Source organism: Paenibacillus sp. ClWae2A (assembly GCF_032452295.1).
Classification (GTDB): domain Bacteria; phylum Bacillota; class Bacilli; order Paenibacillales; family Paenibacillaceae; genus Paenibacillus.
The window spans coordinates 369,858-395,244 of record NZ_JAULSQ010000003.1; the positions used below are offsets into that span (position 1 = coordinate 369,858).

20 protein-coding genes are annotated in these 25,387 nt (G+C 47.1%); 2 read left to right on the top strand and 18 right to left on the bottom strand.

Features of this window, described 5'->3' with window-relative positions:
• Position 1: 1 nt before the first annotated feature.
• The 10 genes from QVE09_RS12935 to pyrR form a co-directional block, all read right to left on the bottom strand.
• Complete coding sequence (locus tag QVE09_RS12935) at positions 2–2,923, bottom strand: ABC transporter permease (protein ID WP_315937105.1); 2,922 nt, start codon at positions 2,921–2,923, stop codon at positions 2–4.
• A complete protein-coding gene (locus tag QVE09_RS12940) occupies positions 2,923–4,032 on the bottom strand; it encodes an efflux RND transporter periplasmic adaptor subunit (protein ID WP_315937106.1) in 1,110 nt (369 codons plus the stop codon). Before QVE09_RS12940 ends, QVE09_RS12935 begins: the two co-directional genes overlap by 1 nt.
• On the bottom strand, positions 3,995–4,942 hold the full coding sequence (locus tag QVE09_RS12945; protein ID WP_315937107.1) for an ABC transporter ATP-binding protein: 948 nt from the start codon (positions 4,940–4,942) through the stop codon (positions 3,995–3,997). The genes QVE09_RS12940 and QVE09_RS12945 overlap by 38 nt, the downstream gene beginning before the upstream one ends.
• Positions 4,943–5,214: 272 nt before the next feature.
• Positions 5,215–5,856 carry an orotate phosphoribosyltransferase gene (pyrE, locus tag QVE09_RS12950; protein ID WP_036674850.1) on the bottom strand — a complete coding sequence of 214 codons (642 nt, stop codon included), beginning with the start codon at positions 5,854–5,856 and terminating at the stop codon, positions 5,215–5,217.
• Positions 5,853–6,593 carry an orotidine-5'-phosphate decarboxylase gene (gene pyrF, locus QVE09_RS12955; protein ID WP_315937108.1) on the bottom strand — a complete coding sequence of 247 codons (741 nt, stop codon included), beginning with the start codon at positions 6,591–6,593 and terminating at the stop codon, positions 5,853–5,855. The genes pyrE and pyrF overlap by 4 nt, the downstream gene beginning before the upstream one ends.
• A gap of 102 nt (positions 6,594–6,695) precedes the next feature.
• Positions 6,696–9,914, bottom strand: coding sequence for a carbamoyl-phosphate synthase large subunit (gene carB / locus QVE09_RS12960; protein WP_315937109.1), 3,219 nt, complete (start codon positions 9,912–9,914; stop codon positions 6,696–6,698).
• A gap of 1 nt (position 9,915) precedes the next feature.
• Positions 9,916–11,058: a glutamine-hydrolyzing carbamoyl-phosphate synthase small subunit gene (gene carA, locus QVE09_RS12965; protein WP_062835434.1), complete on the bottom strand. Its 1,143-nt coding sequence runs from the start codon at positions 11,056–11,058 to the stop codon at positions 9,916–9,918.
• A 406-nt stretch (positions 11,059–11,464) separates the two neighbouring features.
• Positions 11,465–12,769 (bottom strand): dihydroorotase, encoded by a 1,305-nt coding sequence (locus tag QVE09_RS12970; protein WP_315937110.1) that lies wholly within the window; start codon positions 12,767–12,769, stop codon positions 11,465–11,467.
• A gap of 126 nt (positions 12,770–12,895) precedes the next feature.
• A complete protein-coding gene (locus tag QVE09_RS12975; protein WP_036674848.1) occupies positions 12,896–13,807 on the bottom strand; it encodes an aspartate carbamoyltransferase catalytic subunit in 912 nt (303 codons plus the stop codon).
• Positions 13,807–14,370: a bifunctional pyr operon transcriptional regulator/uracil phosphoribosyltransferase PyrR gene (pyrR, locus tag QVE09_RS12980; protein ID WP_017687330.1), complete on the bottom strand. Its 564-nt coding sequence runs from the start codon at positions 14,368–14,370 to the stop codon at positions 13,807–13,809. Before pyrR ends, QVE09_RS12975 begins: the two co-directional genes overlap by 1 nt.
• A gap of 710 nt (positions 14,371–15,080) precedes the next feature.
• Between pyrR and QVE09_RS12985 the strand changes: the two genes are divergently transcribed.
• A complete protein-coding gene (locus QVE09_RS12985) occupies positions 15,081–17,756 on the top strand; it encodes a YhgE/Pip family protein (protein ID WP_315937111.1) in 2,676 nt (891 codons plus the stop codon).
• A gap of 98 nt (positions 17,757–17,854) precedes the next feature.
• Here the strand turns inward: QVE09_RS12985 and QVE09_RS12990 are convergent, their stop codons facing one another.
• The 8 genes from QVE09_RS12990 to lspA form a co-directional block, all read right to left on the bottom strand.
• A complete protein-coding gene (locus tag QVE09_RS12990; RefSeq protein WP_315937112.1) occupies positions 17,855–19,159 on the bottom strand; it encodes a DUF6080 domain-containing protein in 1,305 nt (434 codons plus the stop codon).
• A 59-nt stretch (positions 19,160–19,218) separates the two neighbouring features.
• Positions 19,219–19,539, bottom strand: coding sequence for a DMT family transporter (locus QVE09_RS12995; RefSeq protein ID WP_315937113.1), 321 nt, complete (start codon positions 19,537–19,539; stop codon positions 19,219–19,221).
• The gene (locus QVE09_RS13000; RefSeq protein WP_197997836.1) at positions 19,526–19,816 is read right to left on the bottom strand and encodes an EamA family transporter; all 291 of its coding nucleotides are present in this window, start codon (positions 19,814–19,816) and stop codon (positions 19,526–19,528) included. The genes QVE09_RS12995 and QVE09_RS13000 overlap by 14 nt, the downstream gene beginning before the upstream one ends.
• 26 nt (positions 19,817–19,842) lie before the next feature.
• Positions 19,843–20,475 (bottom strand): HAD family hydrolase, encoded by a 633-nt coding sequence (locus tag QVE09_RS13005; protein ID WP_315937114.1) that lies wholly within the window; start codon positions 20,473–20,475, stop codon positions 19,843–19,845.
• 18 nt (positions 20,476–20,493) lie between these two features.
• Positions 20,494–21,384, bottom strand: a complete 891-nt coding sequence (locus QVE09_RS13010) for a decaprenyl-phosphate phosphoribosyltransferase (RefSeq protein WP_315937370.1) — start codon at positions 21,382–21,384, stop codon at positions 20,494–20,496.
• Between the two features lie 203 nt (positions 21,385–21,587).
• Entirely contained in the window at positions 21,588–22,841 is a 1,254-nt protein-coding gene (locus tag QVE09_RS13015) for an LL-diaminopimelate aminotransferase (protein WP_169481604.1), read from the bottom strand.
• A gap of 110 nt (positions 22,842–22,951) precedes the next feature.
• On the bottom strand, positions 22,952–23,914 hold the full coding sequence (locus tag QVE09_RS13020) for an RluA family pseudouridine synthase (protein WP_397387034.1): 963 nt from the start codon (positions 23,912–23,914) through the stop codon (positions 22,952–22,954).
• Positions 23,907–24,401 carry a signal peptidase II gene (gene lspA / locus QVE09_RS13025; protein ID WP_091028497.1) on the bottom strand — a complete coding sequence of 165 codons (495 nt, stop codon included), beginning with the start codon at positions 24,399–24,401 and terminating at the stop codon, positions 23,907–23,909. The genes QVE09_RS13020 and lspA overlap by 8 nt, the downstream gene beginning before the upstream one ends.
• Before the next feature lie 221 nt (positions 24,402–24,622).
• Between lspA and QVE09_RS13030 the strand changes: the two genes are divergently transcribed.
• Positions 24,623–25,360, top strand: coding sequence for a TraR/DksA C4-type zinc finger protein (locus tag QVE09_RS13030; protein WP_315937115.1), 738 nt, complete (start codon positions 24,623–24,625; stop codon positions 25,358–25,360).
• Positions 25,361–25,387 lie beyond the last annotated feature (27 nt).

Below are 25,387 nucleotides of genomic sequence, written 5' to 3' on the forward strand. Positions count from 1 at the left end.
TTTACCTCTCCTCTCCCATTTTGACCGCCTGGTGAACCCGCAGCCTGCGAATCTGCCAGAGCAACATCGTTGCACCAATGACCAGCATCACCACAGTGACCCCATACAGTTGCAACATATCTTGCTGTTCAAACACAATCCGGAATGGAGGTACCTGAGCAGATACATTATCCGTCGTTTGCAGGAATGGCAGGAATAAACGACTGGATACCTGACCAATCCCAATACCTAGCAGGATCGACAGCCCCGCTGTGAACACCTGTTCCAGCAGCAGCATACCGCTCAGTTGTGCCCGGGATAACCCCATGGCCCGTAATACACCAAACTGCACAACACGTCCAGACAAGTTGAAGAACCAGTACAGTACGTATCCAATCAACGAGATAATAACCGATACCAGGAATCCAAGGCTCAGTATCCCGAATACACCACCTCTTGACGGGTGTTTACCCTGAGATACCAATTCGGTGCGTACGTCACGCACAGAAGATAACTCAATGCCTTCTGCTGCAAGTTTCTCCATTAATGGAGCCACTTTGGCATCCGGTTCCATTTTCAGCCATACCTCATAAGGAATCAGAGGCACCTGATCATAGATATAATCCAGATTCGCCACGAAAAATGGCATCTGATCCGGATACTGGGCTGGCCAGTAAGGAATGATCCCAAAGACTACGAATTCAATCGCCTGTCCCTGTACACCCATTGAGACGAGATCTCCAGTTTTGAGTTTGAACTTGTCAGCAAATTTGGAAGAGATCAATACAGCCCCTTCATATTTACCAAGCAAGTCAAGGTACTTATATGGATGTGCCGGGAACAGATCGTTGCGGAACCACGCCACTTGAGCAAAGTCCACATTATCAATTCCGACCAGCATCCCCTGTCCGCCCGATTTACCAGAGACGATAATATTGCCTTTGGTCTGCAGAACTCTTGCTGCATGTTCAACCCCGTCTAATCTGCGGAACACTTCGAATGGAGGTTCGGAGTAGATGACTTTGGATGGCTGCGAAGAACCGCCGCCACCACCTGGAGCACCTCCTCCTCCATTGCCTCCGCCGGAACCCCCACCAGCAGGACCTCCTCCTCCATTGCCTCCACCTTGTTGACCTCCACCCGTACCGCCATTCTGTCCGGAACCACCGGGTTTAACCTCAGGTGTTCCTTCCCACACAGTCTGCATAATCACATCAGAACCATAACGGTACAAGGTACGTTCAGTGGAATTCAGATCAATCGTCCGGGCCGCAGCCGAGTTGTACACCCCAAGTCCCAGTGTCAGTACAAGGAGGATCATCAGCGGATAATATGAAGAAGATGAACGCGATAACTGTGTTAATGTCAGATACAACGGGACAGGGAGAAACTTGCGACCGATTAACTGAATAAGTTTCAATATCCACGGGAACAAGCGCAGGAAGAATAGTCCAAGCGCAAAAATCGCGAGTGCCGGTACAAAGAACAGAAACGGCTGTACCTGCAACTGATCGGTTGTCATTCCCGTCTGGAAGGTCAACATCTGACGTTCATAGAACAGGTAGTATCCATATCCAGCCAGACCCAGCAACACAACGTCCAGGAACCAGCGTTGCCATACCGGAGCGCGGTCTGTTCGTGCTTGCCGCCGTTTGGCAGATACAATGGTTGCCCGGGCATAGGTTATCGCAGGGATAAGTGATGCGATGATCGCAACAAGGACCGCTGCTACCCCCAGGAGAATAGCTTCTTTTGATACACCGATTGGAATAGACTTCCGATCTACGAACGAGAGAAAACCACTTGCTGAACCAATGCTCTTGGCCATAAACCAACCGAGCAACGGCCCAATAACCAGGGCAATAGCGCCCAGAAATATGCCTTCAAGCAGGTAGAGAGAGAAGATCTGCCGAGCTGAAGCTCCACGGCTGCGCAATACCGCAATATCACTCTCCTGCTTCTGTAATGACTGTCTGGCGTTCATCGCAATAAAATAAAAGACCATCGCAATCATCGGTGCTGCCAAGGTAAACAACATTGTTTGCAGTTGCAGACTCTGACTGCGGAACTGCTTGAGCAGATCACCAAAGGTGATGTCCACTTTCGTATCTTTCAATCGCTGATACAGATCGATATCCAGCCTTTCCAGAACGGAAGTCAGACCTGATAACTGGCTGGTTTGAATTTCTTTCAGATCAAAGGCAAAATACCAACGTGAATTTTGAAGTGGAATGCCTTTTTCCTTCAGTAAGACATCATTAAAAACGGATTCATCCACATAAAGTCCATTCATCATGCCATCAAATCCCTGTACCCAGTAAGGGCTGTTCGGATCATCTGCCTTGAAGGACCCCGTAATCTTCACACGTAACGTGATATCAAGACCGCTATACACCGGATATTCCAGAATGTCACCGATATGCAGATCGTTACGGTACATGCCCTCTTCCAACATGACTGCCTCGATCGTGTCATCTTTGACTTGGTTTCCAGGTTTCACCCCGGCAGAGTAATTCACCTGTGCATCCAGCCCACTCATCGTACCCAGACTCATACTGCGCGCCCTGCTGGCATCCACTTTGGTTGGATCTTCCGGGCTCACCTCTGTGCTGCGAATGGATCTCGAATTAACATACGTATGAAAAGGAAAACCAATATCGCGAGGAACATCCTCACGAATATAACGATCTACTTCGTCCAGACCCCGAGTGTCTGTCTTCACCCCACCAGGTGCCTGATAACTCATAAGCAAGGAACCGGCTGGCAACCCTTCACTGTTATCCTGCAGCGTTTGCGCGACGACCCGTTTCAACGCACCATCGGCATACATTGGAATACTGACGGTGAACGCTACCGCCACAATCAATCCGATCAGTGTGCTGAAGGTCATCCAGCGCGTGTTCCACATTTTGCGGAACAGCAGCCGAAGCAATGGCAGCCCCATTAGCGTCCCACTACTTTCTGGCCTACGGTCAGACCTTTCAGAATCTCGACATCTGTCGATGTCTGCTGTCCAACTTCAACGTCCACTTCACGCTTGCTGCCATCGCTCTCCACGACTTGTACGTACGTTCTTGAACCGATGGAGCGTAAAGCGGATACAGGAATCACAATTGCGTTCTCGGTACGCTGCGTCACAATCGAGACCGATAGTGGTGTGCCACGTTCCACACCTTTTGGCATTTTTGCAAGGGTAACGATAACATACTTATCCAGCGTTTCCTTGGTTGGAGGCGTCCCGCCTTCCCCCGCTCCTTCGCCACTGCCGCTTCCCGATGCTTCCGCGATAGGCATGACTTTAATTTTGCCAGCTACTTTACCAGCTCCATTAATATCTACTTCTGCCTTCATCCCGGCTGAGAACTTCTCCAGATCTTCCTTGGCAAAGGTAGCTGCCACAACCAGATTGGATGTATCCGCAATCGTAGCAATCGGATCATACGCTTTCACGGCTGCACCCTTCTCTACCTGCACAGCAATAACGGTGCCACCAAACGGAGCTGTCAACGTGGCTTTGCCCAGTTGTTCCTCCAGATCAGCGAGTTCCTGGCGTAGTTCTTCAAACGCAATCGTTGATTCTTCGAACTCTACCGGGTCCATCTCATCCTTCTTGCGGAGTGTTTCCTTCATTTGAACTTCGGACTTGCGAATAGCCAGTTTCTTGCCACGGATCTCCTTCTCTACACTCTCCACATCGAGCACAGCGAGAAGTTGGCCCTTTTTCACTTTATCCCCTGGTTTAACATTTAACTCTTTGATATGCATACCATCGAGCGTGAAGTACACCTTCTCTTCCCGCTGACTCATCATCTTGCCGCTGCCACTTACTCTTTTCTCCAACGTTTCCGTCCGGACCTCATATTCCGGTTTCTTGGAGATTGTTGGCGGCGTAATTGGCGGAAGCACTTCTTCCTCTGTTTCTGACGGCAGCAATGAGCAGCCGGACATCGTTGCAACCATTATCGCACCAAGTACAATAAGTGCTGCGCGTTTCCCCCTCTTCGGAGCGGCCCCTTTACTTGATAAATCTGCCGTCCGCCATTTCATAAACATGGTCCGCAACCTCCAAAATTGTAGGATCGTGTGTAGTCATACATATCGTTACTTGTTCTACTTCAATAATATTGCGGAATACGGCCATGACCTGAGCGCCCATCTTGGAATCCAGTTCCGCTGTAGGCTCATCCGCAAGCAACAATCTGGGTCTATGGGCAATCGCCTTGGCTATAGCCACCCGCTGTTGCTCTCCCCCGGACATCTCGAAAGGTCGGTGCTTCACCCGTTTGGATAATCCAACCAGATCCAGACAGTGACCAACCCTGTCCTTCCACTCCGCCCGCGGTACATCCGCCATGCGCAGCGACAGTTCTACATTTTCCCAAGCAGATAATAAGGGCATGAGTGCATATGCCTGAAAAATAAAACCGATCTCCTTGCGCCGCAAAGCGGTCCGCCGTCGGTCTCCCCAATCCTGAAGAGGCTGACCAGAGAACAGAATCTCTCCACTTGAAGGCTGATCCAGTCCACCGAGCATATTCAGCAGCGTTGTTTTGCCTGAGCCTGATCGCCCCTTCAGCATGACCAATTGTTGCGGATTCACTTCCATATCAATGCCTTTGAGCACATGGATAATGCGACTGCCTGTCTGGAAACTGCGATGCACGTTACGCACCTCCAGTACAGGTCCATCATATGGGGGCAAAATATCCTTCTTTGGTTTGATCTTCTTCTGGGGTTCATCAACGGTAGTGACGGCAGCTGCAGCCACTTCATCTGAAGCGATTTCACTTTCAGGTAACGGAGGTTCACTCGTCGGGTGATCGTGTTCATTGTTGTATGTATTTTTTCCCGAAACCGTCGATGCCTCCAGCTGCCCTTCCTCCTGTTGATATTCATCGCCTGACTGGCTCTTGGCAGGTCTTTTTCTGAGAAATAAATTCTTCATGCCAGCAATCACGCTCATCCTTTCTTGATATCCCGATCATTTCTTCAAAAAACCTAAAATTAGAAATCTGTTCCAACCTACACTGAATTATAAACGACCGATCACAACTAAAAGTTACAAGCTTTTTACAACGATAGAGAGAAAAAGTTAATATTTTGATGAACAAACGAAAAAAGCACCCCAATGTATGGGATGCCTCTTGCATATTCGATGGTTTTGCCGCTATGAGGGCAATCATTACAATTTTGATACCGTTCATTCATGAACACTTTTTCGGGCTATCAATGATATTATTTACCAAATGAAGAAGGATCTTCACGCCAGGATTTAAGCAACTCAAAGTCACTCTCCTGAATCGTTCCCTGCGCCAAAGCCACATCCATCAGAGCCGTGTAATTGGACAACGTCTGAAGTGGAATTCCTGCGTCTTCGAATGCTTTAACACCTTTATCCAGCTGGTAGCTGAAGATGGCAAGTACGGCGAGCGGTGTTGCACCTGCTACGCGTACAGCTTCTGCTGCTTTGATCGAACTGCCACCTGTAGAGATCAGGTCTTCGATGACAACCACTTTCTGACCTTCGGTAATCAGACCTTCGATCAGGTTCTCCTTGCCGTGTCCTTTCGCTTTATCACGAATGTAGGCCATCGGCAGATTCAGCTTCTGAGCTACCCAGGCAGCATGCGGAATACCTGCTGTTGCCGTACCTGCAATGACTTCTGCATCCGGGTATTGGTTACGAATAATCGTTGCAAAGGCTTCGGCGATATCGTTGCGAATCTCGGGATAGGACATCGTTAAGCGGTTATCGCAGTATATTGGTGATTTGATGCCGGATGTCCATGTAAATGGCTGCTGCGGACGCAACGCCACGGCTTTAATTTTCAACAGTTGGGAAGCAATATGATTTGGAATCTCATTCAGTTCGATCATGCGTTCAACATCTCCTTCAAAATGGTTTCTGCCGCTTCACGCGGATTGGGAGCGCCTGTAATGGGTCTGCCTACAACAATGTAATGGCTGCCTCTGGCAATGGCTTCACCCGGCGTCAAGACACGTGTCTGATCTCCCAGACCACTACCCGCTGGACGAATTCCTGGTGTAACGGTGTGAAAAGCACTGCCACACGATGCCCGAATTGCGGGCACTTCCAGTGGAGAAGCAACAACCCCATCCAGTCCAGCCTCTTGGGCCAGTCCAGCATAACGGACCACAGCAGCTTCCACACTTCCCGGGATGCCAATCTCGTTATTCATCGTTTCCAGACTTGTACTGGTTAGTTGGGTGACTGCAATGATCTCGGGTCTGTGTAAGGAAGGATCAGCGGCTATAGCTGCCTCAGCACCTTCACGTGCAGCACGCATCATGAGGGCTCCACCTGCTGCATGTACATTGAACATGTCTACCCCAAGACGTGTGATACTCTCAGCACCGCCACGAACGGTGTTGGGAATGTCATGCATTTTCACATCCAGAAAAACGGAGTAGCCTTTGGATTTCAGCTCCCGAATAAAGTCCGGTCCTGCTGCGTAAAACAGCTGCATACCCACCTTGAGATAACAGGGAATGCCTTCAAGAGCTTGTACCAATGCTTTCGCTTCTTCCGCTCCAGGGTAATCCAGTGCCACCATCAGACGGCCAGCCATTTCATTGAAATTCGTGTGATTCATCACCAGCGCTCCCCTCCACTTGCTCATTTTTTCTGTTTTTGCCCGATATAAAGGACATCCCGCCAGCCCGCAGGCTGACTGATGTCCTTCATCATTAACTATTTATTTTACAAAGACAGGCATTGCTTCTGAAGAGAAGTTGATCGTTTGCAGCATGATCAGCAGCGCACGAATCGTATCCAGTGAAGTCATACATACAATGCCGTTCTCTACCGCTTCACGACGAATTCGGAATCCGTCACGCTGCGGTGTTTTGCCTTTGGTCAGTGTGTTGAAGACAAAGTTCGCTTCGCCGCTGCGAATCATATCGAGAATGTTCGGCGAACCTTCACTTAATTTGTTCACAGTCGTTACCGGAATGTTCGCTGCTTCAAGCGCAGCTGCTGTTCCGCCGGTAGCCATGATTTTGTATCCCAGTCTGTAGAAACCTTCGAGCAAAGGAACCGCTTCGTCCTTGTCTTTGTCTGCTACAGTCACGACAATCGCTCCAGTTGCCGGAATTTTCATTCCCGCGCCGATGAGACCTTTGAACAACGCTTTCGCATAATTCGGGTCACGACCCATAACCTCACCTGTAGACTTCATCTCAGGTCCGAGGGTTGGTTCAACACGACGCAGCTTCGCGAAGGAGAAGACCGGAACTTTAACAGATACATGATCCGATTCAGGCCACAGCCCGTCAACATAGCCAAGATCTTTCAGTTTTACACCCAGAATGGCTTGTGTTGCCAAGTTCGCCATCGGAATGTTGGTTACTTTGCTCAGGAATGGTACGGTACGGGATGAACGCGGGTTCACCTCAATAATGTACACTTGACCATCATGGATAACAAACTGGATGTTCACCAGACCAACCGTTTTCAGTTCTTTCGCAATTTTGATTGTGATCTCTACAATTTTCTCTTTCATATCCTGGGACAGATGTTGCGGAGGATATACCGCGATGGAGTCACCAGAGTGAACCCCTGCACGCTCGATATGTTCCATGATCCCTGGAATCAATACCGTTTCACCATCACAGATGGCGTCAACCTCAACTTCTTTACCCATCATGTAACGGTCGATCAGGACCGGATGCTCCGGATTGATTTTAACCGCCTGTTCCATGTATGTCAGCAACTCAGCATCGGAGTATACAATCTCCATTGCACGACCGCCGAGTACATAGGAAGGACGAACCAGTACCGGGTAGCCCAGACTTTGAGCTGTTTCTACCGCATCATCAACGGAAATGACCGTTTTACCTTTTGGCTGTGCAATCTCCAGACGTGAGAGCAGACGTTCGAACTTCTTGCGGTCCTCCGCTTCATCAATGCTTTCCAGATCCGTTCCGAGAATGGTTACACCTGCATTACGCAGTGGTGCTGCCAGGTTGATGGCCGTTTGACCACCGAACTGTACGATAACCCCTACTGGTTTCTCCTGTTCAATCACGTTCATGACATCTTCGAAGAAGAGCGGTTCAAAGTACAGGCGATCGGATGTATTAAAGTCCGTAGACACCGTCTCCGGGTTATTGTTGATAATGACTGCTTCATACCCTGCTTTTTGCAATGCCCATACTGCGTGTACAGTAGAGTAGTCAAACTCAATCCCTTGACCGATCCGGATTGGTCCTGAACCCAGTACCACAACTTTTTTCTTATCTGAAGGGATAACCTCATTTTCTGTCTCGTAAGTCGAGTAGTAATATGGCGTTGTTGCTTCGAACTCAGCCGCACATGTATCTACCATTTTGTACACTGGGCGCAGGTTCTCTGCTTCCCGACGAGTTCTAACTTCCGCTTCAGTTGTCAATGTGCCTCCAGGTTGACCTTGCGCACGCAGTTCAGCAATGGCACGGTCTGTAAATCCAAGGCGTTTCGCTTGATACAAAATGTCGTAAGACAGTTCGGATTCTTCGCGAATGCGATCTTCGAATGCAATCAGACCTTCGATTTTGTCCAGGAACCACCAGTCAATCTTGGTCAGATCCTGTAGCTGTTGCAACGTATAACCTCTGCGGAATGCTTCGGCAATCAGGAAGATACGCTCATCATCTGCTTTGATCAGACGCTCGTTCAAGGTAGCTTCATCCAGCGTTTCAGCATCCTTCAGATAGAGGCGATGTACGCCAATTTCCAGGGAACGAACTGCTTTGTGAATCGACTCTTCGAATGTCCGGCCAATAGCCATTACTTCACCTGTTGCTTTCATCTGAGTTCCCAGTTTACGGTTCGCCGAGATGAACTTGTCAAACGGCCAGCGAGGAATTTTGCTCACGATGTAATCCAGTGTAGGCTCAAAGCAAGCATATGTTTGGCCTGTTACCGGGTTCACGATTTCATCCAACGTGTAACCCATGGCAATTTTGGCAGCCATTTTCGCAATCGGATAACCCGTTGCTTTGGAAGCCAGAGCCGATGAACGACTTACCCGTGGGTTTACTTCGATAACATAGTATTGGAAGCTATGTGGGTCCAGTGCAAACTGTACGTTACATCCACCCTCGATGTTCAGGGCACGGATGATTTTCAGGGAAGCTGAACGCAGCATTTGATATTCACGGTCCGACAAAGTTTGGCTTGGTGCTACAACGATACTGTCGCCTGTATGAACCCCTACCGGGTCAAAGTTTTCCATGTTGCAGACAACGATACAGTTATCGTTTTTGTCCCGCATCACTTCATACTCGACTTCTTTCATACCTGCAATGCTCTTCTCGACCAGACATTGCCCGATCGGGCTGTAACGAATTCCCGCTGCCACCGTCTCGCGCAGCTCTTCTTCGGTCGCACAGATTCCGCCGCCAGTTCCGCCCAGTGTATAGGCTGGACGCACGATGATTGGATAACCAATCTCATTCGCAAATTCAAGTGACTCTTCAAGTGTCGTTACGATGACACTCTCTGGTACAGGCTGTTCCAGTTCACGCATCAGGTCACGGAACAGATCACGATCTTCCGCTTTCTCGATGGATGTCAACTGCGTTCCGAGCAATTTCACATTTTCACGTTCCAGCACGCCTGCACGTGCCAGTTCTACCGCCATGTTCAGGCCTGTTTGACCACCCAGTGTTGGCAACAAGCCATCTGGACGCTCTTGACGTATGATTTGGGTCACGAAATCCAGTGTGATAGGCTCGATGTATACTTTGTCAGCCATGTTTGTATCCGTCATAATAGTCGCCGGGTTGCTGTTGATAAGTACAACTTCCACGCCTTCTTCTTTCAGAGCCTGGCAAGCTTGTGTACCGGCATAGTCGAACTCGGCCGCTTGACCGATGACGATTGGACCGGAACCAATCACCAGGATTTTTTTGAGATCTTTGTTAATCGGCATGTTATTGTGCTCCTTTCACTGCGGCTGCCAATACGGCTTGACGCGGCTTTTGCGGGTTAGTGATTTTGTGCTCGCGAATCATCTCGATGAAGCGGTCGAACAGATAGCTGTTATCGTAAGGACCCGGGGCTGCTTCAGGGTGATATTGAACCGAGAATGCCGGGAATGATTTATGTTTCAGACCTTCAATGGTCTTATCGTTATTGTTGATATGTGTAACTTCCAGGTCTGTACTCTTCACAGACTCTTCGTTTACGGTAAATCCATGGTTCTGGGATGTGATGAAGCAACGTCCGCTCTCCAGTTCTTTCACCGGGTGGTTTCCTCCGCGATGTCCGAACTTAAGTTTTTCGGTGTCTGCTCCTGCCGCAAGTGCGAACAACTGGTGACCCAGGCAGATACCGAAGATCGGGTATTCGCCAAGAAGTTCACTGATCATCTTAACTGCGTGAGGTACGTCTTTCGGGTCCCCAGGGCCGTTGGACAGTTGAATGCCATCCGGGTTCAAGCGACGAATCTCGTCTGCTGTTACATCGTGTGGAACAACAACAACGTCACAGTTACGTTTGCTGAGTTCGCGCAAGATTCCTGTTTTAGCACCGTAATCCACAAGCACAATACGCTCAGCCGTTCCCGGGCTGTTGTAGACATGCTCCGTAGAAGTCATTGGCACCTGGTTACGCAGCTCGGCGATGGTTGTGTCTCCCATCATCTCCAGCAGTTCTTCCACAGGCTTCGATCCTGTTGTGAGAATTCCCTTCATTGTGCCGTGGTGACGAATCCGGCGAGTCAACATGCGTGTATCAATTTCGCTGATTCCTACGATGCCGTATTCTTTGAGCAGATTGTCTACGCTGTATTCCGCACGCCAGTTGCTTGGCGTTGGCTCATGACGACGCACAACGAAACCGTGTACGTATGGACGAATCGACTCAAAGTCATCACGCGTAATGCCGTAGTTTCCGATCAGCGGATACGTCATGGTTACGATCTGACCGCAATAGGAAGGATCCGAAAGCACCTCTTGATAGCCTGTAATTCCCGTATTAAAAACGACCTCACCTGTAGTTTCACCTTCAGCACCGAATGCTTTCCCGGTGAACAGTGTGCCGTCTTCCAACAATAATCTTGCCTGTGCCTGCATCCCATTTCACTCCTCTGTGTTTATCAACGTTGAATGGCATTTGGGTTGAACATGGGGGACGTTACGATTTGTGCGGCTCCGCGTACAGAAAACCCTTTGATCGCTGTTATCCCCGGATTACTTTTTATCATTTTTCAAATGATGTAATCCGGTGATAAAGGCGAACGCTTTACTTCTTCGGGTCTTTTCTGTCCGCTCCGCAGTTACGTTGGTGTCCAAGTTCAAAATCATGACATTCAACTTTGCTTGTTTCGTATGTTAGACTCTCGGCATGATTTGCCTCGAGTTAGTTGAAAAGATGTTACTTTTGTACAAATTGTAGATTAGAGTTATAAAGACTTGTTTTCGAAGATTCAAGTAATAAGATCTAATGATTTATGATTCATTGAGTTACCAAGGTGCTGTTTTATTGTTGTACAGTGTTGCTCCACACGCTTTTGCCATCCACCCATGTTTGTGTGGCCCAGCCTTTCAGCTTCCAGCCTGTGAATGGGGTGTTTCTTCCTTTGGTTGCAAACGTTGCAGGATCAACCGCTTTTTCCTCGTTCAGGTCAATCATCGTGATATCCGCTGGTGCTCCTTCTTCCAATTTGCCTGTATCCAGTCGGAATACACGTGCCGGATCAGCTGTCATACGTTTCACCAAGAAGTCCAGGCTCCACAGTCCTGTTTCCACAAACTTCGTGTACAGCAGAGGGAAGGCTGTTTCGAATCCTACGATTCCGAAAGGTGCCAGCTCCATGCCTTTGGCTTTCTCTTCTTCACTGTGTGGCGCGTGATCAGTTACGATCATATCCAGCGTGCCGTCTAGCAAACCTTCGATACACGCCTGCACATCACGTGGTGAGCGCAGCGGCGGGTTCATTTTCCAGTTAGCATCCATGCCTGGGATATCTTCATCCGACAACACCAGATGGTGTGGACATACCTCAGCAGTTACTTTAATACCGATGGACTTCGCCAGACGGATCAGACGAACCGATTGCTCTGTACTTACGTGGCAGACGTGATAATGAACTCCCGTTGCTTCTGCGAGCAGGATATCACGGCCAACGTGGATGGCCTCGGATTCATTTGGAATGCCTTTGATGCCGTGGCGCTTCGAAAACTCGCCTTCCGTCACATATCCACCAACAACCAATGAGTCATCTTCACAGTGTGCGATCACTGGCATATCCATGCTTGCTGCGAGGCTCATAGCATCTTTCATCATTTGAGCGTTTTGTACGCCTACACCGTCATCCGTGAATCCGATGGCCCCTGCCTCTTTTAATGCCGCAAAATCGGTAAGTTCACGACCCAGTTCGTTTTTTGTAATGGCTGCATATGGCAACACTTTAACCAGATCAGCTTCTTTGGCTTTATCCAATACCAGTTTCACAACTTCCGCTGTGTCTGTTACTGGTCTTGTGTTTGGCATGCAGGCAATCGTTGTAAAACCACCTTGTGCTGCTGAACGGGCACCTGTCTCGATCGTCTCTTTGTGTTCGAATCCAGGTTCACGCAGATGCACGTGCATATCGATCAATCCCGGAATGACCAGTTTGCCTGATGCGTCTGTCACACTTTGCGCTGACTTTTCGGCATCCAGAACGGCTTGGTCTTCCAAACCAGCGATCTTTTTAATTTTACCTTCATCTATAATGATGGTTTTCCGTTCAAGTTCCCCTTGTTGGTTCAAGACGTTCGCGTTTTTTATAATCTGTAGCATAATTGCCCTCCGCTTCGGTTCTGTCCGGCTTACCAGGCAAGCCGGATGATTTTCTTTATCGTGTACTCTCTTATTGCTCTATAAGAACTACCGTACCGTCAGCCTATGACCCACAGCCAGACCCTGTTACAGTTTCATCGCACGTTCCATAACCGCCATGCGGATGGGAACGCCGTTTGCCATCTGCGGGAAGATCCGCGATGCTTCACTTTCCACAACCGCGTCATCTACCTCGACGTTACGATTCACTGGAGCAGGGTGCATTATAATGGTGCTTGGTTTTAGGCGTGATGCCCGTTCTTCCGTCAATCCGTAGTGTTCGCGATAATCCTCAGCTGAAGTAATTAAGCCATGTTGATGACGTTCCAGTTGAACACGGAGCATCATGACTACATCTGCATCCAGCGCTTCTTCAAGACCGACATAAGGAGCATGCTCTGCGAGTTCCGGTGCCTGCATCGTTTGCGGAGCACAGAAGCGTACATCTGCACCAAACTTTTGCAGTGCCCACAGGTTGGAACGAGCTACACGGCTATGCAGGATGTCACCAATGATGGAAACACGTAAACCTTTCAGTTCGCCAAATGCTTTCCTCATCGTGTAGAGGTCCAGCAGTGCCTGTGTGGGATGCTCATTGTTGCCGTCTCCGGCGTTGACGAGTGGTACATTCACTTTCTGAGCCAGTTGTTGCAGAACCCCTGCCGGTTTCAACCGGATCACGCCTGCATCAATGCCCATCGACTCAAGTGTTCGTACCGTATCGTAGATGGACTCTCCTTTTTCCACACTGGATGCGGCTGCCGTAAAGTTCAGCACTTGTGCGCCCAGGCGTTTCTCTGCCATTTCGAAGGAGAAACGGGTACGTGTGCTGTTCTCGAAGAACATGTTTGCAACGAAGCGTGATTCCAGTACAGGAACCAGTTTCTCTTTCTGCGCTTCCCAGTGAGCCGCTCTGTTCAGAATGGATTCGATTTCTCCTCGACTAAGTTCCTTCAGTCCAAGCAAGCTTCGGTCTCTCAATGCTGTCTGTGTAATCATCATGCTTGCTCCCCCCGGTTCTGAGTGATTTTGACTTCATCCTGTCCGTCCGTTTCCATGAGTGCAACTTCGATCTCCTCTGATTTGGAAGTCGGCACATTCTTGCCAATAAAATCAGGTCGAATTGGAAGTTCCCGGTGTCCGCGGTCTGCGAGTACAGCCAGCTGAATGTTCTGTGGTCTTCCACAGTCCATCAGGGCATCCATCGCTGCGCGAATCGTCCGTCCGGTATAGAGCACATCATCGAACAAAATCACTTTTTTGTTATGGATCGAAAGTGATTCAGGTGTCATAATCAACATTTCCTTGCGATTCGCTTTATTTTCGTCCAAGCGGTCATCGCGATAAGGAGTTACATCCAGTTCTCCCCAGGGGACTTTGGCGCCTTCGATTTCTTCAATCTTCGCGGCAATCCGTTCTGCGAGGTAAACCCCGCGTGTACGGATACCGACCAGCACACAATCGTCGATTCCTTTGTTTTTCTCCAATATCTCATGGGCAATCCGTGTTAATGCGCGGCGGATCGCCGTCTCATCCATAATGACATGTGTCTCTGTGCTCATGCGTTCAGCCTCCTCAGGATTTCCCTTCAGCATCATGGCCCCGTGACGAGGAGAAAAAAAAAGACTCCTTGCCGTGTTTATTGGCAAGGAGTCTCCGAACTTCAGACCGCTCTGAAGAAAGTTTACTCTCGGGGATGCATCGCTTCATTTGCCGCAGCAAAAAAACGATGTATCGTTCACGTTACCTTGCCAGTCTCACGGGACTGATTTAAAGGTGCTATTCATGTCGTTCATATTGCAGGACCTCACAGGGTTCTGTAATCAATATGTCCGTTTGTCTTCATGAATTATGACAGAAAGACAACCCTCTGTCAACACCTCACCATCGCAGGTGAAAACCCTCTGCTACGTTCTTCTTAGAATCAGCAGTTAGGCTGAAAAACATCCATGCACAATACATCTCATTGGTTATTCATAATTATACAACATTTCTGCATATTTATCCATAGGCAAATGAGAAATTTGATATAACCAAAATAAACCTCTGACTATACTCAAGTAGAGACAAAACACTTCTTTTTAGAACAAACGGTGAGTTTCATGTAAGCAATATTATGAAGGCTACGAATTAGTACCGAGTGAAATGGGTACAGTTTATAAACATGAACCCATTCATAGATGCTGCAATAATGCCGATATACATAAGATTCACAAATATGCGACATAGAAATAAGATACACCCTACATTTATGTACATTTAGGAGGAAGTCATGCGTCACATTTGGCACGTTTACAAAACAGACTGGTTGCATATTTTGAAGGTTCCCACAGGCATATTTCTAATTGCGGCTATTATTTTACTGCCCGGGGTGTATGACTGGGTCAACGTGAAGTCCGTATGGGACCCGTACAGTAACACCCAGGGGATCAAAATTGCAGTGACCACCGAGGACGAGGGTGCAACTGTTGAAGGAACCAATGTTAATATCGGAGACGAATTGGTATCCAGCCTCAAACACAACGAAAAGCTGGGCTGGACTTTTGTGGATCGGGCTAAGGCTAGTCGGGGTGTACAAACAGGAGAGTATTATGCTAGCCTGCTCATTCCCGGAGACTTTTCTTCCAAAATTACAGGGATCGTTGACGGAAAGCTGGAGCGCCCAGAGGTAATCTATACCGTTAATGAGAAGGTGAATGCCATTGCTCCTAAAATCACAGGCTCTGGTGTATCTGCCATAACAACACAAATCAATGAGAATTTCACCGAAGCCGTCAGTGAGGCCGTTCTAAGCAAGTTGAAAGAAGCCGGGGTTGAAATTAACGCCCAGCTTCCAACTTTGCGCAAGATGGAGAATGGCATTTTCACACTGGAGAAAAATCTTCCGGCCATACAAGCCGCTGGTCAAAAGGTACTGGAAGTGGAAAAAGCCATGCCTGAGATTGTAAACGATGCTCAAAAGATCGTTGAAATCGAAAAAAAACTACCTGAAATTAATGAAGCGGCACAGTATGTGCTCAAGGTGCAAAAGTATTGGCCACAAATTAATGATGCAGCTTCCGAAGTGCTGGCTATTCAAGGGCGGATACCGGATATACAAAAAGCGGTAGGACGCATTCGAGAAGTGGATGAAAACTTTGGTCAGGTATCAGGTGTCATCCAAACGGCGCTGGATAAAACCAACAAAGCTCTGTCTATCGTAACGGCCGCAGAACAAGATCTAGACAAAGTATCACAAATCGCTGGCAACGGGATTGAGCTTGCAGAGGGATTAAATCAGTTCGTGGATTCCAGTGAAGAAGCGTTTCAGGCGATTGGCCCGGCGATCCGCCAAAATCTGCTGCTGGTGCAGCAGATTACTAACGCTGCAGGAGACGTATTTGCACAATTGCAAAATTCGGATCTTAATAACCTGCCTACAGCAGAAGATCTCGACCGGATTGCTTCGCGTTTAGGGATTGCGGTAAAACTCGTCGACAGTATGGCAGAACTACTGGGCAAAATAGACAACTTGCTTCCAAGCCATCCACTTGCCAATAAAATTACGCAACTGAACTCCGTTTCAGATAAACTTCAGTTGCAAATCCGCTTGGCTGGGATTATCAGTGATGCCATTCGTCGCAATACAACTCCCCCGACAGACGTCATCGCTCAGTTAAATGCTCTCTCGAAGGACATTAGCAGCGGGATTGACAATAACTTAAACACCTATGAAAGTGAAATATCGCCTGCACTTGCAGATGGTGCGAATAAACTCAGGTCTATCCTCTCGGCTTCAGCAGAAACTCTACAAGGAGCAAAAGATCGATTTCCTGATATTGCGGACATTCTTGCATCTGCCAAAGAAGGAATTACGTTTGGGCAGACCGAGTTGACGAAAATCCAGAGCGACCTGCCTCAAATACAATCTAGGATCCATGAGATATCAGAGACACTCGCGAACAAAAGTGAAGGTTTTATCCAAGCTTTGAACACCGTGTCTTCATTAATTCGAAATGATCTGCCCAAGCTGGGAACCAAACTGAACGAAGCGGCTGATTTTGTTCGTAATGATCTGCCTAATGCCGAGAAACAGATAGGCAAGGCATCCGATTTTGTTCAGAACCAGCTTCCAGAGGTCGAAAAAGGAGTACATCGTGTTGCCACGCTGGTACGTGATGATCTGCCAGCATTGGAAAGTGCCATCAGCAAGGCTGCAGACAAACTTAGGGAAGTCGAAGGTAATAACCAGTTTGCCGAGCTTGCCAAGCTTCTGCGTGGCGATATCGAAGAAGAGAGTGCTTTCCTTGCAAGTCCGGTGAAAATCAAGGAACAACAGCTTTACCCGATTCCGAATTATGGATCGGCCATGTCACCATTTTATGGCGTGCTGTCCTTGTGGGTTGGCTCAACACTGCTGATTTCTCTGCTTCGTGCCGAAGCTGAGAATCCAGAGGGCAAGTTCCGGGGATATGAGTTATATCTTGGACGTCTCGCTACTTTTCTGACCATTGGGTTACTTCAGGCGATATGCGTCACCCTGGGAGATATCTTAATCCTGGGTACCTATGTCGCAGATAAACTGTGGTTTGTCCTGTTTGCCATGCTGGTGAGTGCCGTATTTGTCACCATAACGTACACCCTGCTGTCCGTTTTTGGGAATATCGGAAAAGGGATCGCCATCATCTTCATGGTGTTCCAGTTCTCCAGCTCAGGCGGTACGTTCCCAATCAGCATGACCTCACCCTTTTTCCAGGCATTGAATCCGTTCATGCCCTTCACGTATGCGATCAGTCTGCTGCGTGAGTCGGTCGGCGGCATATTGTGGTCTACTGCCATCAAGGATATACTGTGGTTGTGTATGTTCATCGCGCTGAGTCTCATTGTTGCTCTCGCTTTGAAACGTCCACTCAGCAGTCTCACCAAACGTTCAGCCGAGAATGCCAAGAAGACCAAAATTATTGCTTAACTCATGTGCTGGACACTAAATAAGATAAGACCATCGGACCTTCCATCCAATGGCCTTATCTTATTTCCTTATATGAATCGATATATTTGACTGTTTGATTATTTCACTGAGCGTTCCAGTTCCAACTGATCATAAGATTGCTTGATTGTTGTTAATGTTTCTACATGGCGATAGATGTTGTTACTTGCCGTAGCGATAACACATAACATAATCAAACCTATAACCACTTTTTTCCCCAATCCCGGACGAAGTCTGATGACAAAACCTCCACCCAACAGGAAGAACGCAAACAGATAGTGCCCCGCATACAGATACATATCATATTGAAATACAGCCAGACCAAAGCCCACAACTACATGAAGCAAAAAGGCAAACAGAATATATGGCACAAGGGTCCACACTTCTCGTTCACGAATGCCCTTAATGAAGCCCATGAGTGCCAATAGTAAAATAAAGATACCTGTAATCTGCACATAGATTGGATTGGAACGGGATAGATCCGTAACAAAGGCTGCCATGCCCGGGTCCAGTAAATGCATCTTCGGTGTCAGCATCGGATTGATGGTTAGCATGGTCAATGCTTTCCAGTGAACAGCGAACTGGAATGGTGTTGCATAGCTAGTTCCACCATTTTGAATGCCCAATAGCCAGTTACTAACCCAGCTGCGACCTCCAAATGCAACATATTGAACGCCTGTTAATGCAATAATCATCAGAACCGCTAGTGCCATGATGCCGATGTATTTTTTCAAATTTCCCTTATTGCGCCATGCATGCATATTAAAGAATGTGGCAGCAGCAAACGGTACGATGTTGGTCGAGGTTAGCCCGAAGTTAATGGACGCAATCAATGCATTAGGTACATAACGTACGTCCTGACGCTCACGAGTATACTGCATGTAAACCACCGAGAACAGGATAACGAACTGTACATACGGATACGAATCCGGGATCAATGCAGTAAACATTAAATAGGAACTGAAACCAAACAGTAAGGCAAACAGTAGCGGTACGATGGTCGGTTTATCTTCTTTTTGACTCAGGAACAGATACGCCAACACCACCGAACCCGCATTCACCAGCGATTGCAAGATTAGAAAGAACCAGTTGCCTCCCAGCAGTTTCGCTACAGTCGCAAGGGTGACTGCCAGAAAAGAAATGAGCGGATGGATAACAGAAGAACTGTTGTCCCCATAATACATCGAAGGATCAAAGTTGAATAAATTGATTGGAAACAGCGTTGTATTAAATGGGCTATACGCCCCAAGCATCTCTGTATTATTTTCAATGTACAGAACATACGAGCCGTTCATTAAACCATAGAACAAAGCAAATCCCGCAAACAGGTAGAAGGCTGTCCAGTTGGCTCTGCGATTATAAAATAAGTAATCTAAAAAGTTCATGCTTTCATTTCACATCCAATAAATTTTATAGTGCTCGTGTAAATAATCTTTAGTTCAAATTAGAACACCAGTAACACTAGGCCACCCATAATACATGCCACACCGATCCAGCGTAAAGGGCCCACCATCTCTTTAAATACCAGCCGCGCAATAATGAGAGTCCACACATATGTTAATGCGTTCGCAGGCAACACTACGGTTAATGGAAGAAACTTCAGCAATACAATATTCAGCAACGCACCCGTTCCGTAGAATCCCAGTCCCATGAGTACATGCAGACGATTGCGACTAGATGCATAAGCTTTCAGTCCGGCCCCGCCCAGTGCACCACACAACGTCATGACAATTAATACGGCAACCATCCAGCTATCGATCAACACTGGTTAATGTCACCCCGATTCCAAGCAATACAACTGCTGCCAGCTTCTGCACCGTAATTTCTTCCCCTAGCAAAAAATATCCATAGATTAAGGCAAATACGTAGCTGGCACACATCAGAGGATAAGCAACAGAGAGTTTTTCCAAAGCAAAAGCTTTAATCATCAAAATTGCTCCAAGTCCATAACACAGAAAACCAACACCCAGGTAGATCCACTCGGTTAGTCCCCATTTCCAGAACAACTGACCCGTTGCTGTCAAAAATGCGGAAACGAGCATCAACCATTTACCGGTATGACGTGATTTTATTTCCCCCACGATAATGCCTCCATGTCCGGTACACGCTTGTTAATAAAGTATCGCTGACTCACAAGCTGCATGACTGGAAGGTCGGATAAGGAGTCCGAGTAGGAACATGACTGGTCATAGTCAATGACCATATTCTTCTCACTCAGATAAGCCTGAATTCGGCTTACCTTCTCTTCCCCTTTGCAATTGCTGCCATCAATTCTGCATGTGTAACCATTCTCATGTCGGACAAGTTCAGTTCCAATTACATGATCCACCCAGGGAAAATTTTTAAAGTATTTCATATAAGCATGCGGAGATGCGGTTACCAGCAAGACATGATAGCCTGCTTCTTTACGATGTTGCATCTCTACACTGGCCTCGGCAAAAATGGACGTGCGCAAACGAGTATCAAAGAAATGTTCGAGATCTTTTTCAGACATACGCTCAATTTCTTGAAAGTAGGATCGTTTGACTTGTTCAACAGTCATGAAGCCTGCCTTGAATAACACGGTATGTAATGCAATGACAGGTAGTCTCCATACCTGCCACGGGTAACGTTTAACACCATAATGCACAAATTGAAACATGGAATCACTGCGTATAATCGTTTTATCAATATCAAAAATTGCGACTTTCGTGCTTTTCACCCTGATCCCCCTCAGCCTTTATTCAAAGATTGCAAAGATTGTAATAACACTTATCACATATAACATAACCGTAATTAATATGGGCTTGTCCTCAAATAGCACACGATCTGGCGAGCCGCCCTGGTTCTTCATATGAATCAGATACAGATAACGGAACATGCCGTAAATGACCAATGGAATCGTCCACATGAGATGGATAGTTCGATCTGAAGTGAATGTGAACAGGGAATAACTGATAATCGTAGCTGTCGTCACAATTGTATTGAATTGATCCAGTAACGTAATGGAGTAGTTATCCAAAACCTTACGGTGTGATCCCGTATTTCCCTCAAGCAACGTAAGTTCATTTCTGCGTTTGCCAATAGCCAAAAACAACGACAACAGCATGGTACAGATCAAAAACCACGGTGTGAATGGCACATGGATCAGCACACCACCTGCAATGGCACGAAGTACAAACCCGGCTGCAATGGTCATCATATCAAGGATAACGAGATGTTTCAGCACAAATGAATACGATACATTCAACAGGAAATAGACGATACATAACACCCCGAATAGGGGGTTCATCATGAAGGCCGTTCCTACGGAGAGGATTAATAGAATAATGCCAAACAACAAAGCATGACTCGGATTCACCTGCCCAGAAGCCATAGGACGATACTTTTTCACCGGATGCTGTCGATCCCTGTCCCGGTCTACAAAGTCATTTAAAATATACACACAGCCTGCAACGAGGCTAAATAGAATAAAACCAAGCAAAGTCGCAAGAATGGTTTCAGTCCGAATTTCTTCAAAAGAAAATAGTAACGCAGCAAATAACAGCAGATTTTTAGTCCACTGTTTGGGTCTTAACAATCTGAATAATCCTGACACTGTACTGCCTGTTCCTGTAGCCGGTGAGGACACCGTACTCGTTTGTGATGATAACAAATGTAATAACTCCCTTCAAAAACAACTTCTGTATATAACAAATAACGTAAAGATCTAATCATATGTTGCTTGTATAATTTTGTAAAGGGAGTAAATGAAAAAAATCTAATATGGGCATAAAAAAAGAGACCGTTACCGGTCTCTTCATTTTCACATGTTTGATCTATAGTGTACAACAATTAAAATTCGAATTGCACGTCGCTCAGACGACGTTTGATCTCAGCAATAACACGTTTTTCTTCCTCTTCACCCTTCGCTTCAAAGGTTACGGAGAAACGAACAAAGTTACCGGCATCATCCCAAGGTACAGATGAGATCAATTTCTCACGGATCAGGAATTGGGAGAAGTCTTCGCCGGATTCGAAGCGACGTCCACCAACCACACCTTTTGGTGCTTCAACATACAGGAAGAATGAACCTTTAGGTTTTTCAGCCTGGAAGCCCAACTCGTTCAATGCGGCAACGAGCATGTCGTGACGGCGGGAATATTTCTCTGCAATTTTTTCCGTAATTTCAGGGTGATTCAAGCCATAGGCAGCAGCCTTTTGAATCGCGATGAACTGACCGGAGTCATTGTTGTCCTTCACGTCGCTGAATGCTTTGACTACAAGCGGGTTACCCGCTACGAATCCGATTCTCCAACCCGTCATGTTGTAGGACTTGGATAGAGAGTGCAGCTCTACACCGACATCCTTCGCTCCAGGTACCGACAGGAAGCTGAACGGTTTTTTGCCATCATACGTCAATGCTGCGTATGGAGCATCATGTACAACCACAACATTGTATTTCTTAGCCCACTCCACGACTTCAGTGAAGAACTCAACTGTTGCGCTAGCGCCTGTAGGGTTGTTCGGGTAGTTCAGGTAGAGCAACTTCGCACGTTTTGCGATGTCTTCAGGAATAGCCGTCAGATCAGGCAGGAAGTTGTTCTCTTTCGTCAATTGAATGTTGAACACTTCTCCACCCAGATACTTCGTATGTGTACCCATAACCGGGTAACCTGGAACGGTCATGATGGTCACATCACCTGGATTGATGAAGCATGAAGGCATCATCGCCAAAGCCGGTTTTGAACCAATGGAGTGTACGATCTCAGTATCTGCATCGATACCTTCTACGTTAAATACGTTTTTCAGGTAAGAAGCAGCAGCAGTTTTGAATTCAGGAATACCATTGTCGGCATAACCACGGTTCTCAGGTCTGGAAGCTTCTTCTGCAAGTGCAGCTACAATGCCTGCATCAGCCATTTCGTCCGGTTCACCTACACCAAGGTCAATCAGTTCCACATCAGGAAAATCTTTTTTGGCCGAAGCTTTGGCGCGTTTGATTTTCTCGAATTTATAAATGTTCGTGTCTTTACCATAGTTGGAGCCACCGATACGGTCGGCAAAATTAGTCTGAATGTAAGTTTCTTGGTATTTATCGATACTCATAACGTTGTTCATCTCCTCATTTGACGCAAATTTCTACACTTTAATATGAAGCATTTGCGTGATCAAAGCCATGGACAAAGTATCCGAACATTTGTACTTTCTTGGAACTGTTAACGACTGCGTAGCGAGGCAAGCACGTCTTCCATATCTTGCGGAATCGGAGCTGAAAATTCAAGGTATTCTCCCGTTGTTGGATGCACAAATCCAAGAATGGCCGCATGCAGAGCCTGTCCTTGCATTTTGATGCCTTTATTCCGTCCATAAGTTGGATCTCCTACAAGCGGGTGACCAATAAATTTCATGTGAACCCGAATCTGGTGAGTACGTCCTGTCTCCAGTTTCAATTCCAGCAAGGTGTAATCATTAATTCGCTCTGTAACGGTAAAATGCGTAACGGCATGTTTACTGTTACGTTCTGTGACCGTATACATTTTGCGGTCATTGGTATCGCGTCCAATCGGTGCATCAATGGTGCCTTGATCATGATTAAGATGACCATGAACGAGTGCAATATACCGTCTGTTCACCGTATGTTCCTTCAACTGAGCAGCCAATGATGCATGAGCACGATCGTTCTTGGCAGCCATGATCAGGCCGGATGTATCCTTATCGATACGATGCACAATACCAGGGCGCAACTCCCCATTAATACCCGAGAGGTCTTTACAGTGGTGCATAAGTGCATTGACGAGTGTGCCAGACGTATGTCCTGGTGCTGGATGCACCACAAGACCACGCTGTTTATTGATCACGATCAGGTCGCTGTCTTCATATACCACTTCCAGTGGAATATCTTCGGCAATGATCTCTACAGCAGCTGGTTCTGGAATCTGTAACTCAACCAGATCACCTTCGGATAACTTGGCATTGGCTTTGACTACAGCACCATTTACTGTAACCATCCCGTCTCCGATCCACAATTGAACTTGGGAGCGAGATACGTTATCCACAGCTTCTGTAATATATTTGTCAATTCGTTCTTTTTTATGTTCAGCGGCAACGGTCCATTCCATACGTTCATTGCCATTCATTAGTTCTTCGTCGTTGATCTGTTCCTCATTCGGATTACTCATGATGTTCATTCCCTTCAATCTTCGCGGCTGCTTTTTCGCGCCTTCCTTCAAGCAACGTCTCCACAATGATCAACGCTACACCGATGCAGATTGCCGAATCGGCGATGTTAAAAATGGGAAACGTATAACTTCCAAAATTAAGTTGTACAAAATCTACAACTTCTCCGGTCAATGCCCGGTCAAGGAAGTTGCCAATTGCTCCACCAAGCACCAAACTAAGCGCCACAGGCAGCAATTTGTGCGGGGTATCTTTTACCTTTTGCAAATACCAAATCAAGGCAACGACCACAATCAACGTTACCACGATAAAGAACCAACGCTGGTCTTGCAGAATGCCAAAAGCTGCTCCTGAGTTACGATGTGATGTGATGACAAAGAAATTGCCGATTACCGGAATTTCTTCTCTGAGTTCCATCCGGGTTGCAATCAGATACTTGGTTCCCTGATCCAATAAAAATACGATAAAAGCGAGGATATAATACACCACGTTTGTTTGTCACTCCGTTCTTGTCTTTTCCAAACGATACCAGGCTTACGCCAGACTTGTTTATTGTAGCACAGCTGTTTGGAAATCGTCCACGACGCGCTACATCACAATGCTTATGGCAAAAACGATAACATTTCCCTTCTGTAATCTTGCCCTAAATAGCACATCCTACAATAGAGTCAAAATCCGGATTCCAGCATGAACACAGAAAGGGGAAAATCATGTCACATTTTACTACCAAACAACTGCAATTTTTACACTCCCAACTGATGTCCGATAAGCGCGATATTGAACATAGACTGTCGGAAAACGAGCATTATGGCCTTGGAGACTCCCTTAAACTACAGACAGGTGAATTATCACCAATTGATAACCATCCTGGCGACTTAGCCACGGAGGTGTATGAACGCGAGAAAGATATTTCCCTGCTGGAGCATGATGAATTCCAATTGGAACGAATCGATTCTGCACTGCATTCCATCGAAGAAGGACATTACGGTACATGTGCGGTCTGCCAGCAACCCATCCCTTATGAACGCATGGAAGCTGTTCCCTACACCAAATACTGCAAAAAACATCAACCGGAAACCGTTGTCTCCGAAAACCGTCCTGTAGAGGAAGAATTCCTCGCCCCGGCATTTGGTCGAACCAGTCTGGACGAGCGTGATGACCAAAATGGCTTCGATGGTGAAGATACCTGGCAGATTGTTGAAAGTTGGGGCACATCGAACTCCCCGGCCATGGCTGAAGGACGTGATATCGACAGCTATGATGTTATGGCGATTGAAGCCACCGATGAAGTGGAAGGCTGCGTTGAAGCGTACGAAAGCTTTGTTGCCACGGACATCTATGGTCATGACGTCTCCATCGTGCGCAATCGGCAATATCGCCAGTATCTGGAGAACCGTGAGGGCGAGGGTCTGTTAGAACCTGATTTGGAGACGGATGACATTTACTAAATACACTTTGATATCATTCACCTTGCT